Consider the following 12,054-nt stretch of genomic DNA (forward strand, 5'->3'; position numbering starts at 1 on the left):
CCGCACCCTTTCACCACGCGCAGCCGGTGACAACATGATCACACATCTGGCGGGACCGCCGTGAGCGCCGGCTCCGCGAGCGCCGATCTCCTGAGCGGCGGCTTCACCCATCGCCTGCTGCCCTTCTCCGGTGCGGAGGAGTTCCTCGGCGGCGCGGTGCCCTTCCTGCGCGCCGGCCTCGACGCGGGCGACCGCGTCCTCGCGGTGTGCGGCACGGGGCGCGAGATGCTGCTGCGCGACGCCCTCGGGCCCGCCGCGGCGGGCGTCGAGTTCACCGAGGCCGCCGCCTGGTACGCGCACCCGTCCCGCTCGCTGGCGGACTGCCTGGGCGTCGCCTGCGAGACCGCGCGGCACGGACGACGGCTGCGCGTCCTCGGCGAGCCCGTCTGGGCGACGCGGCCGCCGCTGGAGGTCGTCGAGTGGCAGCGGGCCGAGGCCGTGCTGAACGAGGCGTTCCGCGACACCGGCGCCGCGATCATGTGCCCCTACGCGGCGTCGCTTCCCGCCTCCGTCGTCGCGGCCGGGCGCAGGACGCACCCCGAGACCGCGCGCGGCGCGCGGGCCCTCCCGAACCCCGGCTTCGTGAGCACCGCGGCCTACTGCGCCCGGTGCGACAGTGAGCCGCTGCCCCCGCCACCGGACGGCGCCGAGACGTTGGAGGTCGAGCGCCCCGACCTGTACTGGCTCCGCGTGTGGGTCACCGACTGCGCGCAGACCACGCTGCCGGGCGGCGACCTGCAGCGGCTCCTGGTCGCGGTCACCGAGGTCGTCACGAACGCGTTCCGGCACGGCGAGCCGCCCGTCGTCCTGCGGACGTGGACCGACGCGTCACCCGGCGCCGCCGCCCTGGTCTGCGAGGTCACCGACCGAGGACGCTGGGAGCCGGACGGCGGGTTCGGGCTCGTCCCGCCGAAGCCGGACGGCGGGCCGCCCGGCGACCGGTTCGGGCTGTGGGCGGTGCGGCTGCTGTGCTCGTTCGTCCAGATCCGGACGGGCCGTAACGGCACCGCCGTGCGGCTGCGCATCGCCCTTCCGTAGCACGACCACGGCGAATCGCCGAGGTGACCACGGCGGTTCGAACGGAGCGTGAGGAACTCCATGCGTTGGGCTTCCAAAGACATCGGACCGGCGTACGCTGAACAGATCCGCCTCACACCGATGGGCAGGCCATGGACACATCCTGGTTCGCCAAGCGCCACGTAAGCGCACTCCGTCCCGGAGATCACGGCTGGCTGGCCTACAGCAGTCAGGAGGAGCGCGACCAGGTCATCGGGCCCTTCGTCCTGGAGGGCCTGGAGACCACCGAGAAGGTCGTGTACGTCGCCGACGTCCCGGCCGATCGGCTGCCCGGCCTCGGCTCGGGGCACCCGATCGACGTGGACGCCCGCGTCAGGTCGGGCCAGCTGCGGGTCATCCCGCTGCGGGAGGCGTGCCTCGACCGCGACGGCGCGTTCGAGCCGGCCAAGATGGCCGACACCGTCAGCCGCGAGGTCGGCGCCGCGTTCGGGCAGGGCTTTCGCGCCGTGCGCCTCACCACCGACCACAGCAGGCTGCTGACCGATCCCGGCCGATCCGACCTCGGCCGGATGCTGGGCTGCGAGCACCGGGTCGGCGACACCGTCTCGCCGAGCACCATGGCAATGGCGATCTGCCAGGTCGACCGGTACGCGTGCCCGCCCGCCGAGCTCACCGCCCTTCGCGACACACACGAGGTCCTCGTGGAAGTGAACCCCGAGTTCGACGACGGGATACTGAAGATCGTGCGCACGTTCGAGCCCGACGGGCTCCGCGTCGAGGGCGAGCTGGACGCCGCGCGGCACTCGGTCTTCGCCGACCAGCTCCGCCGGCTGCGGCCCGGCCGCAGCGTCCACCTCGACCTCTCCCGGCTCGGGTTCATCGACCTCGGCGGGCTGCACCTGCTCGCCAAGCACGCCACCCGGCTGCCCGCCGACGCCGCGCTGGTCCTGGACCACCTGTCGCCCGACGTCGAGAGCGTCATCGACATGGTCGGCTGGCACCGGCTGCCCGGCCTCGCCCGCGGGCGGCGGCTCGCGGAGACGGAGGGCATCGCCTGATGGCACTGGAGCACAAGGCGTTCATGTACCGGGGCACCGACGACTTCCTGTCCGTCACCGTGCCCTTCGTCGAGTCGGGCCTGGAAGGCGACCAGGTCGTGATCGTCGTCACCCGCGAGCCGCATCTGGCCGCCCTGCGGGACGCGCTGGCCCCGCACGGCGACGCGATCATGTACTTCGACTCCGCCGCCTTCTACCAGCACCCCGTGCACACCCTGCGCGACTACCAGACCATCGTGAAGCAGAGCGCGCCGCGCACCGTCTGCGCGCTCGCCGAGCCGCTCTGGCACGGGTGGGACGAGCGCCAGACGCTCGAATGGGTCCGCTACGAATCCCTCATCAACGTGGTCTTCGGCGATTCGGGGGCGCGGGCGCTGTGCCCCTACGACGCGGAGGAACTGCCGCCCCGCATCCTCGACGAGGCGCGCCGCACCCATCCGCTGCTGCTCGCCCCGGGCCACGACGGGGTCAACGGCGACTACATCGACCCGGTGAGGTTCGGATCCGGCTGCGATCGCCGGTTCCGCTCCGACCGCCCGGCCGCCGCGGAGTACCTGTCCATCGACGGCGACGACCTGCACGCGCTGCGCGTGTTCGTCGGCGAGCGCGCCCTCACGCACGGTCTGACCAAGCAGAAGGCGCAGAACCTCGTCACCGCCGCCAACGAGGTCGCCGCGAACGCCCTCCAGCACGGCACCCCGCCGATCGGGCTGTGGACGTGGCAGGACGGCGCCGACCTCGTCTGCGAGATCGGCGACCACGGCTTCTGGCGCCCCGGCCCCGACCCGCTGACCGGCTTCATCCCGCCCGACTCCGCGCTCCAGCGCGGCTTCGGCCTGTGGACCGTCCGCCTCCTGGTCGACCTGATGGAACTGCGCGCCGGATGGGACGGCACCTTCGTCCGGCTCCGCTGCGGGTGACCGGGAGCGGGTGACCGGCCGGGGCCTGTGGTCAGGCCAGGCCGGCGGTTCGGAGGGCGCCGGGGACGATCTCGGCGAGTGCGCGGAAGGCGCGGCCCCGGTGGCTGATGGCGTCCTTCTCCGCGGGCGCCAGCTCGGCGGTCGTGCGGGTCTCGCCCTCGGGAAGGAAGACCGGGTCGTAGCCGAAGCCGCCGGTGCCGCGCGGCTCCCGGATGACGGTGCCGCGCATCCGGCCCTCGACGCAGTGCTCGGCGCCGCCCGGGACGACCAGCGCGGCCGCGCACACGAACGAGCCGCCGCGCCGGTCGTCGGCCACGTCGGCGAGCTGGTCGAGGACGAGCCGAAGGTTCGCGGCGTCCCGGTCGCCGGCGCCGAACCGTCCCGACCAGCGGGCCGACAGGACGCCGGGCATGCCGTTCAATGCGTCCACGCACAGGCCGGAGTCGTCGGCGACGGCGGGCAGCCCGGTGAACGCGGCGATCGCGCGGGCCTTCAGCAGCGCGTTGCCCTCGAAGGTCAGCTCGGTCTCGGGCACGTCGGGTGCGCCGGGGAAGGCGTCGAGGCCGACGACGTCGAGGGCGCCGAGGATCCGGTGGAGCTCGGCGACCTTGCCCTGGTTGTGGGTGGCGAGGACGATCCCGCTCATCGGCCGAGGGCCTCGTTCTGGATGCGGGTCAGCTCGGCGCAGCCGGCGGCGCCGAGGTCGAGCAGCGCGTCCAGCTCGGCCCGGTCGAACGGGGCGCCCTCCGCGGTGCCCTGCACCTCGACGAACCGGCCGTCGCCGGTGCAGACGACGTTCATGTCCGTCCCGGCGGCCGAGTCCTCCTCGTAGCACAGGTCGAGTCGGGGCTCGCCGTCCACGACGCCGACGCTGACCGCCGACACCGAGGTGATGAGCGGGTCCCCCTTGAGCAGGCGGCGCTCGCGCATCCAGCTCACCGCGTCGGCCAGCGCGACGTACGCGCCGGTGATCGCGGCGGTGCGGGTGCCGCCGTCGGCCTGCAGGACGTCGCAGTCGAGCTGGACGGTGTTCTCGCCGAGCGCCTTGAGGTCCAGGCACGCCCGGATCGACCGGCCGATCAACCGGGAGATCTCGTGGGTGCGCCCGCCGATCCGGCCCTTGACGGACTCGCGGTCGTTGCGGGTGTTGGTCGCGCGCGGCAGCATCGCGTACTCGGCGGTGACCCAGCCGAGCCCGCTGTCGCGCCGCCAGCGGGGCACCGAAGCCTGCACGGACGCGGCGCACAGCACCCGGGTCGCGCCGAACTCGACGAGCACCGACCCCTCCGCGTGGTCGAGCCATCCGCGCTGGATGCGGACGGGACGGAGCCGGTCGGATGCACGATCATCGGGGCGAGCCATGCGCCCACCCTAGCGGGCGGGCCCTCGCCGGACGCGGCCTACCGCAGGGTGGCGCCGGTCACCGCGGCGGCACCACTCAGAAGTCGTAGACGGCGCCGACCTCGGCCAGTTCGACCGGGCCGCGGAAGCCGCTGGCCTTCGCCTCGGAGAGCGTCTCGGACGGGTCGTTCCACGGCAGCAGGTGCGTCAGGACCAGCCGGCCGACCCCGGCCCGCTCGGCGTGCTCGCCCGCCTCCCGTCCCGTCAGGTGCATGTCCGGCGGCAGGTCCGGCCGGTCGGCGAACCCCGCCTCGCACAGGAACAGGTCGGAGCCGCGGGCCAGCCGCACCAGGTCGTCGCTGTGGCCGGTGTCGCCGGAGTAGGTCAGGGCGCTGCCGCCGTGCTCGATCCGCAGGCCGTAGGCCTCCACCGGGTGGTTCATCAGCGCGGTGGTCACCGTGAAGGGGCCGATGCGCGTCGGCCCCGGCTCCAGCGGACGGAAGTCGAAGGTGGCGGTCATCTCCGGGTTCGGTTCCAGCTCGTACGCCTTGATCATGTGGTCCGCGGTGTCGCGGGGCCCGTACACCGGGATGCGCGGCGCCGGGCCGTCCGGACAGTACGTCCGCGCGATCCAGTAGACGGTGAGGTCGAGGCAGTGGTCGGGATGCAGGTGCGAGATGCAGATGGCGTCGATGTCCAGCAGGCCGTGGAAGCGCTGGAGGCTTCCGACCGCGCCGTTGCCGATGTCGAGGAGCATGGAGAAGCCGTCCGCCTCGACCAGGTAGCTGGACGCCGGGCTGTCCGGCCCTGGGAAGCTGCCGGAACAGCCGATCACAGTGACCCGCACGCTCACTCCTCCTCTGGGTCCCGAGGAATCAGGTCGTCAAAGCCTTGCTCAACGTGCTCTCCACCGGACCGATCTCCGGCCCGAGGAAGCGGCGGCCGAGCTCGGCGAACACGGCGGGGTCACCGGTGGCGCGGAACCGGTGCCCCGGCCGGGGCGTCGCCTCGGCGCGGGCCAGTCCCCGATCGTGCAGCACTCGGTACACGTCCTTGGCGGTCTCGTCGGCGCTTGAGACCAGTGTGACCCCGTCTCCGACCACATACGAGATGACGCCCGTCAAAAGGGGGTAGTGCGTGCATCCGAGGATCAGGGTGTCGCAGTCCGCGTCCACGATCGGGCGCAGGTAGCCGCGGGCGGCGTCGAGGAGGTCCTCGCCCATCGTCACGCCCGCCTCGACGAAGTCGACGAAGCGCGGGCAGGCGACGCTGACCAGCTCGATGTGCGGCGCGGCGGCGAACGCGTCCTCGTAGGCGCGGCTGTTCACGGTGGCCTCGGTGGCGATCAGGCCGACCCGCCCGTTGGAGGTGGCGCGCGCCGCGCGCCGGGTCGCGGGGTTGATGACCTCCACGACCGGGACGTCGTAGCGTTCGCGGGCGTCGCGCAGCATCGCCGAGCTGGCGCTGTTGCAGGCGATCACCAGCATCTTCACGCCCTCGTCGACCAGCTCGTCCAGCATCTCCAGCGCGAACGCGCGGACCTGCGCGATCGGGCGCGGACCGTACGGCTGGCGGCCCGAGTCGCCGAGGTAGACGATCGGCTCGTTCGGCAGCTGGTCGAGGATGGCACGGGCCACCGTGAGGCCCCCGAAACCGCTGTCGAAGATCCCGATGGGCGCGTCTGGGAGGCCGTCCCCCCGGGCTGGATCTGACATGGTGCACAAGGCTAGGCGACAGCGCCCCGCCCAGGTGCGTCATGCGTTGGACATCACACCGTCACGCACCGGAAAACCGTCCAGCTCACGCCGTTGACACAGGGTCCGGTCGTTCATCGCTCCGAAACGCCGGTGCGTCGCGCCGGCTGGGAGCGGGCGAGGGGGACGCGGGCGATCTGCCGGCTCTGCGCGACGAGGCGGCCGGCGCTGTCCCACACCTCGACCTCCTCGTCGAACCAGCCGCCGGAGAGGAGCCGCCCGGTGCCGTGCACGGCGAGCCAGCCGGGCGCGGGAACGGCCCGCATGTGCCAGGTCAGCTCGACGGTCGGGGCCCAGCCCTGCGCGCCGAGGTTGAGCGCCACGGGCGGCAGCGCGTCCACGGCGAGGGCCAGGGAGTAGCCGTCGGGCTCCTGGCCGCAGCCGTGCCGGAACCAGGCGCGGATGTCCGGGCGCCCGCTCGGCCGCCCGTCCAGCCAGCCCATGGTCGTCGGGTCGAAGCGCATGTCGACCTGGTCGGCGAAGCCGCCGCCGGTGGCGGCGGGCGGCCGGAACCCCGTGCACTCCTCCAGCGGCGGCAGTGTGGCGGGCGCCTCGGTGGCGAAGTCGGGCTCGGCGGACGGGTCGAGGGTGCCGGTGGTGATCAGGGCGTCCACGACGGGACGGCCGTCCTGGACGAGGGTGACGAGGGACGAGGCGGCCGTCCGCCCCACTTTGCGGGAGTCGACGACCAGCTCGGCGGGGCCCGCCTTGGCGACGCGGTGGAAGTTCGCCGCGGTCGAGACCGGGTGCTCGTGCGGAGAGGCGTCCACGGCGGCGCGGGCGAGGACGGCCATCAGGTAGCCGCCGTTCAGCGCCTGGGCGATGCCGTAGCCCTCGTCCAGGACGGCCTCGTACCGGCCCTCACCGGCCGGCTTCACCGCCGTGGAGTCCCCGAACCCGCTCATCCGCACTCTCCCGGCTCGACCGTCCCGGCTGATGCCCGCCGAGACGGTTCTAGAATCACGTTCGAGTACGCACTCTACCCTGCCCGCCCCGACGGGCGACCCCGCCGGTCAGGCCCAGAGCTGGCCTTCGAGCCGGGCCTCGGCCTCCTCCAGGGTGCCGCCGTACGCGCCGGTCGACAGGTACTTCCAGCCGCCGTCGGCGACGACGAACACGATGTCGGCGCGCTCCCCGGCCTTCACCGCCTTCTTCGCCATCCCCATCGCCGCGTGCAGCGCCCCGCCGGTCGAGATGCCGGCGAAGATGCCCTCCTGCTCCAGCAGCTCGCGGGTGCGGCGCAGCGCGTCCAGCGACCCCACCGAGAACCGGGTCGTCAGGACGGAGTCGTCGTACAGCTCGGGGATGAAGCCCTCGTCGATGTTGCGCAGCCCGTACACCAGCTCCCCGTACCGGGGCTCCGCTGCGACGATCCTGACGTCCGGCACCCGCTCGCGCAGGAACCTGCCGACGCCCATCAGGGTGCCCGTCGTGCCGAGCCCGGCGACGAAGTGCGTCACCGACGGCAGGTCGGCGAGGATCTCCGGGCCGGTCGTCTCGTAGTGCGCGAGCGCGTTGGCCTCGTTGCCGTACTGGTACAGCATCACCCACTCGGGGTTCTCCCGGGCCAGGCCCTTGGCCACCCGCACGGCCTCGTTCGAGCCGCCCGCCGCCGGGGAGGAGATGATCCGCGCGCCCCACATCTCCAGGAGCTGGCGGCGCTCGGCGGAGGTGTTCTCCGGCATCACGCACACCATCGAGTAGCCGCGCAGCTTGGCGACCATGGCCAGCGAGATGCCGGTGTTGCCGGACGTCGGCTCCAGAATCGTGCAGCCGGGCGTCAGCAGCCCCTCCTTCTCCGCCTTCTCGATCATGTGGAAGGCGGGGCGGTCCTTCACCGAGCCGGTGGGGTTGCGGTCCTCCAGCTTGGCCCAGAGCCGCACGTCCTCGCTCGGCGACAGCCGCGGCAGCCCGACCAGCGGGGTGCCGCCGAGCGAGTCCAGCAGTGAGTCGAATCGCATGTGGCGCTCGTCCCGGCCGGCTCAGCCGCCGGCGACGGCCGGCAGGATCGTGACGCTGTCGCCGTCGGCGACCTCCGTCTCCAGCCCGCCGAGGAAGCGCACGTCCTCGTCGTTCAGGTAGACGTTGACGAACTTGCGCAGGCCCTTGTCGTCCACGAGCCGGTCGCGCAGGCCGGCGTGCCGGGCGTCCAGGTCGGCGAACAGTTCGTCGAGCGTGCCGCCCTTGCCCTCGACGGCCTTGGCGCCGTCGGTGAGGTTGCGCAGGATCGTCGGGATCCGGACCTCGATCGCCATCGCGATGATCTCCTTTAACGTCGTACGGGACTGCCCGCCCCTCGTGTGGAACCGGGCGGGCGGCGGGATGATTCCAGGCGTGATCAGCGCGTCAGCGACAGTCGTAGACGACCTCGGCGCGCGAGTGCCCGAACAGGAAGCTCTGCACGGGCGGCACCGCTGGGGCCCCGGCACGGCGCCCGGCGCCGCCCGCCCCATGCCCGCTCGTCCACATGTCGACCAGTTTACCGGCCGCGGGGCCGCCGATCCCGGCCGCCTCCGGACCTCCCGCGCCGCGCATCGTCCTCAGCCCGTCCTCTCCGGCGACGCCGTCAGGCCCCCTCGACGACGGCGACCTCCTCCTCGGTGACCTCGCCGTCCACGATCCGGAACGAGCGGAACTCGGTGTCGCCCTCCTCGCGGGTCGAGACGAGGACATAGTGCGCGTTCGGCTCGGACGCGTAGGAGATGTCGGTGCGGGAGGGGTAGGCCTCGGTCGCGGTGTGGGAGTGGTAGATCACCACCGGCTCCTCGTCCCGGTCGTCCATCTCCCGCCACACCTTCAGCTGCTCCTGGGAGTCGAACCGGTAGAACGTCGGGGAGCGCTCCGCGTTGACCATCGCGACGAACCGGACGGGCCGGTCCGAGCCGACCGGGCCGGCGATGATGCCGCAGGCCTCGTCGGGGTGGTCCGCGCGCGCGTGCGCGATGATCTGGTCGACCAGGGCCCGTTCAATCGTCAGCATGGCCGCAAGCTTAGGCGGCGCCTCTTACAGGGCGCGGACGAGACCGTCCTGCAGCATCGTCAGCCAGTCGTAGGCGGCGAACATGGGGGCGCGCGGGTCGCGCGGGTCCATGCCGCCCACCTCCTCGTACCAGTCCTCGGTGATGTCCAGCCTGGTGCCGAGCGCCAGGCGGACGTCGTTCAGCGCCCGCAGCCACTCCTGCACCTGCTTCTCGTCGAGGACGGCGTCGGTGCCGTGCTCGCCCAGCGCCCCGAGGACCGCCTGGGCCGCCTCGCGCTTGCCGTCGCGCAGGCCCATCTCGGTGTAGCGGCGGAACTCCCCGGCGGCCTCGCCGTCGTCGCGGTAGGCGTCCGGGAACAGCCGCGCCAGGACCGGGTCGTCCGACTTCGTGGCGTTCTCGGCGATGCCGAGGGACGCCAGCTCACCGTCCTCGCCCGGCCCCTCGCCGAGGAGGGCGAGCAGCTGCTCCATGAGGGCGCGCAGCAGCGCGGTCTCCTCCGGCTCCAGCCGCACCCGGAAGCCCTCGCGCTTCTTCCTCACATGGCTCATCGGCTCAGTCGTCCTTCTTCACGGTCGCCCACAGGCCGTAGGAGTGCAGGATCTCGACGTCCCGCTCCATCTCCTCGCGGGTGCCGTTGGCCACCACGGCGCGGCCCTTGTGGTGCACGTCGAGCATCAGCTTCTCGGCCTTGGCCTTGGGGTAGGCGAAGACGGCCTGGAACACGTACGTGACGTACGACATCAGGTTGATCGGGTCGTTCCAGACGATCGCCAGCCAGGGCCGGTCGGCGCTCACGTCCTCCGCCCCCTCCGGCCGCTCCAGCTCCACCGGTGCGGGCGCCGTGCTCATGGCGCTCATTGGCCGGGTCTCCCCCTTCTCTCGCGCGCAGTCTCACCCTGGAGGACGCGGCCGCCCACCGCATCCGATGCTATGCGCCGCACCCCCGGCGCGTGTGGCGGCCCGCGTCACCATGGTGCCCGCAGTCGGCCCTAAAGTTCCACTTGTGGACCTTGGTGACGGCACGGCCCTGCTGACCGACCAGTACGAGCTGACCATGTTGCAGGCCGCCCTGCGCAGCGGGACGGAGGGCCGCCGCGCGGTCTTCGAGGTGTTCGCGCGGAGCCTCCCCGCCGGGCGCCGGTACGGGGTCGTCGCCGGCACCGGGCGGCTCCTGGACGCCATCGAGGCCTTCCGTTTCGGCGACGCCGAACTGGAGTTCCTCAGCGAGAACGGCATCGTGGACGAGCCCACGGTGCGCTGGCTTGAGAAGTACCGCTTCACCGGGAACGTCTGGGGCTACCCCGAGGGCGAGTGCTACTTCCCCGAATCGCCGATCCTGACGGTCGAGGGGACGTTCGGGGAGGCGGTCCTGCTGGAGACCATCGCCCTGTCGATCCTCAACCACGACTGCGCGATCGCGTCCGCCGCGTCCCGGATGACGCAGGCCGCGCAGGAGCGCCCGATCATCGAGATGGGGTCGCGGCGCACCCACGAGCGCGCCGCCGTGGCCGCCGCCCGCGCCGCCTACATCGCCGGGTTCACCACCACGTCCAACCTGGAGGCGGGCCGGCTGTACGGCGTCCCGACCGCCGGGACGAGCGCGCACTCCTTCACCCTCCTGCACGACAGCGAGCGGCACGCGTTCGAGGCGCAGCTCGCGGCGCTGGGCGAGGCCACCACACTGCTGGTCGACACCTACGAGGTCGAGCGGGCCGTCCGGACGGCGGTGGAGCTGGCGGGACCGGACCTCGGCGCCGTCCGGATCGACAGCGGCGACCTCGGCGTGATGGCGCGGCGCGTCCGCGAGCAGCTCGACTCCCTCGGCGCGCACGGCACGCGCATCGTGGTGACCGGCGACCTGGACGAGTACGGCATCGCGGCGCTCGGCGCGGCGCCCGTGGACGGGTACGGCGTGGGGACGTCCCTGGTGACCGGTTCCGGCGCCCCCACGGCCTCGCTCGTCTACAAGCTCGTCGCCCGGGCGGACGGCCCGCGGGAGGACGCGCCCATGCGCCCGGTGGCCAAGCGCTCGACGGGCAAGCCGAGCCGCGGCGGGCGCAAGACCGCCGTCCGCCGCGTCGACGGGCACGGCGTCGCCCACGCCGAGACCGTGTTCACCACGGAGCCGACGTCCGGCCCCCACGACCGCGTCCTCCAGGTGGAGCTGGTGCGGGACGGCGAGGTCGTCGGACGCGAGCCGCTCAGCGTCGCCAGGGAACGGCACACGCGCTCGGTCGCCGAACTGCCCCCGACGGCGCGCCGGCTCTCCAAGGGGGAGCCCGCCGTCCCGACCGAGTTCGTCGACGGCGGGCCACGCCGTTGAGCCGTCCCGCGTGGGGGGACAAGGCTGGGGTACGGTCGGTGGAGGTCCGGTGGGGCAACCGGTAGAGGGAGCGGTCATGGGCACGAAGGCTCTGATCATCGTGGACGTGCAGAACGATTTCTGCGAGGGCGGTTCGCTCGCCGTCGGCGGCGGCGCCGCGGTGGCGACCGCGATCTCCGAGTACATGGCCGCCCACCGGTCCGAGTACGCGCACATCGTGGCGACCCGCGACTTCCATCTCGACCCGGGCGGCCACTTCTCCGCCGAACCGGACTTCGCCGACACCTGGCCGCCGCACTGCGTGATCGGCACCCCCGGCGCCGACTTCCACCCCAACCTCGCCCTCGCCCCCATCGAGGCCGTGTTCAGCAAGGGCCGCGAGACCGCCGCCTACAGCGGCTTCGAGGGGTTCTCCGACGACGAGACCCCGCTCGCCGACTGGCTCGCCGCCCGCGGCGTGGACTCCGTTGACGTCGTCGGCATCGCCACCGACCACTGCGTCCGCGCCACCGCGGTGGACGCCGTCCGCGCGGGCCTGCGCACCACCGTCCTGCTGGACCTCACGGCCGGGGTCGGCAAGGCCACCGTCGACCGGGCGCTGGACGAGCTCGGGCAGGAGGGCATCGTCCTGTCCGGCGCCCCGGTGGTGACCGCCTGACC

16 protein-coding genes are annotated in these 12,054 nt (G+C 72.9%); 5 read left to right on the forward strand and 11 right to left on the reverse strand.

Annotated elements, in window-relative coordinates; translation table 11 throughout:
- Positions 1-60 precede the first annotated feature (60 nt).
- The 3 genes from AB0H37_RS03745 to AB0H37_RS03755 all read left to right on the forward strand — a co-directional run bounded on the left by AB0H37_RS03745 (position 61) and on the right by AB0H37_RS03755 (position 2,995).
- Complete coding sequence (locus AB0H37_RS03745; RefSeq protein ID WP_360611138.1) at positions 61-1,038, forward strand: sensor histidine kinase; 978 nt, start codon at positions 61-63, stop codon at positions 1,036-1,038.
- Between the two features lie 131 nt (positions 1,039-1,169).
- Positions 1,170-2,075, forward strand: coding sequence for an MEDS domain-containing protein (locus AB0H37_RS03750; RefSeq protein WP_360611140.1), 906 nt, complete (start codon positions 1,170-1,172; stop codon positions 2,073-2,075).
- The gene (locus AB0H37_RS03755; RefSeq protein WP_360611142.1) at positions 2,075-2,995 is read left to right on the forward strand and encodes a sensor histidine kinase; all 921 of its coding nucleotides are present in this window, start codon (positions 2,075-2,077) and stop codon (positions 2,993-2,995) included. Before AB0H37_RS03750 ends, AB0H37_RS03755 begins: the two co-directional genes overlap by 1 nt.
- A gap of 31 nt (positions 2,996-3,026) precedes the next feature.
- Here the strand turns inward: AB0H37_RS03755 and rdgB are convergent, their stop codons facing one another.
- From rdgB to clpS, 11 genes are all read right to left on the reverse strand, one after another.
- Positions 3,027-3,641 carry an RdgB/HAM1 family non-canonical purine NTP pyrophosphatase gene (gene rdgB / locus AB0H37_RS03760; protein ID WP_360611144.1) on the reverse strand — a complete coding sequence of 205 codons (615 nt, stop codon included), beginning with the start codon at positions 3,639-3,641 and terminating at the stop codon, positions 3,027-3,029.
- Positions 3,638-4,357, reverse strand: coding sequence for a ribonuclease PH (gene rph / locus AB0H37_RS03765; protein WP_179837207.1), 720 nt, complete (start codon positions 4,355-4,357; stop codon positions 3,638-3,640). Before rph ends, rdgB begins: the two co-directional genes overlap by 4 nt.
- 76 nt (positions 4,358-4,433) lie before the next feature.
- Entirely contained in the window at positions 4,434-5,183 is a 750-nt protein-coding gene (locus AB0H37_RS03770) for an MBL fold metallo-hydrolase (protein ID WP_179837208.1), read from the reverse strand.
- A gap of 28 nt (positions 5,184-5,211) precedes the next feature.
- On the reverse strand, positions 5,212-6,051 hold the full coding sequence (murI, locus tag AB0H37_RS03775) for a glutamate racemase (protein WP_179837209.1): 840 nt from the start codon (positions 6,049-6,051) through the stop codon (positions 5,212-5,214).
- A 113-nt stretch (positions 6,052-6,164) separates the two neighbouring features.
- On the reverse strand, positions 6,165-6,995 hold the full coding sequence (locus AB0H37_RS03780; RefSeq protein ID WP_179837210.1) for a thioesterase family protein: 831 nt from the start codon (positions 6,993-6,995) through the stop codon (positions 6,165-6,167).
- A 108-nt stretch (positions 6,996-7,103) separates the two neighbouring features.
- The gene (locus tag AB0H37_RS03785) at positions 7,104-8,051 is read right to left on the reverse strand and encodes a cysteine synthase (RefSeq protein ID WP_179837211.1); all 948 of its coding nucleotides are present in this window, start codon (positions 8,049-8,051) and stop codon (positions 7,104-7,106) included.
- Between the two features lie 21 nt (positions 8,052-8,072).
- Positions 8,073-8,345, reverse strand: coding sequence for a MoaD/ThiS family protein (locus AB0H37_RS03790; protein WP_179837212.1), 273 nt, complete (start codon positions 8,343-8,345; stop codon positions 8,073-8,075).
- Positions 8,346-8,436: 91 nt separating this feature from the next.
- A complete protein-coding gene (locus AB0H37_RS03795; RefSeq protein WP_329086298.1) occupies positions 8,437-8,625 on the reverse strand; it encodes a hypothetical protein in 189 nt (62 codons plus the stop codon).
- A gap of 31 nt (positions 8,626-8,656) precedes the next feature.
- A complete protein-coding gene (locus tag AB0H37_RS03800) occupies positions 8,657-9,070 on the reverse strand; it encodes a M67 family metallopeptidase (RefSeq protein WP_360611148.1) in 414 nt (137 codons plus the stop codon).
- A 24-nt stretch (positions 9,071-9,094) separates the two neighbouring features.
- On the reverse strand, positions 9,095-9,619 hold the full coding sequence (locus tag AB0H37_RS03805; protein ID WP_329086294.1) for a DUF2017 domain-containing protein: 525 nt from the start codon (positions 9,617-9,619) through the stop codon (positions 9,095-9,097).
- Positions 9,620-9,623: 4 nt separating this feature from the next.
- Complete coding sequence (gene clpS / locus AB0H37_RS03810) at positions 9,624-9,920, reverse strand: ATP-dependent Clp protease adapter ClpS (RefSeq protein ID WP_179839018.1); 297 nt, start codon at positions 9,918-9,920, stop codon at positions 9,624-9,626.
- A 121-nt stretch (positions 9,921-10,041) separates the two neighbouring features.
- On the opposite strand from clpS, the gene AB0H37_RS03815 reads away from it, so the two are divergent.
- Positions 10,042-11,394 carry a nicotinate phosphoribosyltransferase gene (locus tag AB0H37_RS03815; protein ID WP_360611214.1) on the forward strand — a complete coding sequence of 451 codons (1,353 nt, stop codon included), beginning with the start codon at positions 10,042-10,044 and terminating at the stop codon, positions 11,392-11,394.
- A gap of 76 nt (positions 11,395-11,470) precedes the next feature.
- Positions 11,471-12,052, forward strand: coding sequence for a nicotinamidase (locus AB0H37_RS03820; RefSeq protein WP_179837216.1), 582 nt, complete (start codon positions 11,471-11,473; stop codon positions 12,050-12,052).
- The last annotated feature ends 2 nt before the right edge of the window (positions 12,053-12,054 follow it).

The organism is Actinomadura sp. NPDC023710, from assembly GCF_040639875.1.
Classification (GTDB): domain Bacteria; phylum Actinomycetota; class Actinomycetes; order Streptosporangiales; family Streptosporangiaceae; genus Spirillospora; species Spirillospora citrea.

Coding starts and splice junctions, on each gene's coding strand:
- AB0H37_RS03750 (WP_360611140.1), top strand. CDS start 1,170: ATGGACACATCCTGGTTCGCCAAGCGCCACGTAAGCGCACTCCGTCCC.
- AB0H37_RS03755 (WP_360611142.1), top strand. CDS start 2,075: ATGGCACTGGAGCACAAGGCGTTCATGTACCGGGGCACCGACGACTTC.
- rdgB (WP_360611144.1), bottom strand. CDS start 3,641: ATGAGCGGGATCGTCCTCGCCACCCACAACCAGGGCAAGGTCGCCGAG.
- rph (WP_179837207.1), bottom strand. CDS start 4,357: ATGGCTCGCCCCGATGATCGTGCATCCGACCGGCTCCGTCCCGTCCGC.
- murI (WP_179837209.1), bottom strand. CDS start 6,051: ATGTCAGATCCAGCCCGGGGGGACGGCCTCCCAGACGCGCCCATCGGG.
- AB0H37_RS03780 (WP_179837210.1), bottom strand. CDS start 6,995: ATGAGCGGGTTCGGGGACTCCACGGCGGTGAAGCCGGCCGGTGAGGGC.
- AB0H37_RS03785 (WP_179837211.1), bottom strand. CDS start 8,051: ATGCGATTCGACTCACTGCTGGACTCGCTCGGCGGCACCCCGCTGGTC.
- AB0H37_RS03790 (WP_179837212.1), bottom strand. CDS start 8,345: ATGGCGATCGAGGTCCGGATCCCGACGATCCTGCGCAACCTCACCGAC.
- AB0H37_RS03795 (WP_329086298.1), bottom strand. CDS start 8,625: ATGCGCGGCGCGGGAGGTCCGGAGGCGGCCGGGATCGGCGGCCCCGCG.
- AB0H37_RS03800 (WP_360611148.1), bottom strand. CDS start 9,070: ATGCTGACGATTGAACGGGCCCTGGTCGACCAGATCATCGCGCACGCG.
- AB0H37_RS03805 (WP_329086294.1), bottom strand. CDS start 9,619: ATGAGCCATGTGAGGAAGAAGCGCGAGGGCTTCCGGGTGCGGCTGGAG.
- clpS (WP_179839018.1), bottom strand. CDS start 9,920: ATGAGCACGGCGCCCGCACCGGTGGAGCTGGAGCGGCCGGAGGGGGCG.
- AB0H37_RS03815 (WP_360611214.1), top strand. CDS start 10,042: ATGGTGCCCGCAGTCGGCCCTAAAGTTCCACTTGTGGACCTTGGTGAC.
- AB0H37_RS03820 (WP_179837216.1), top strand. CDS start 11,471: ATGGGCACGAAGGCTCTGATCATCGTGGACGTGCAGAACGATTTCTGC.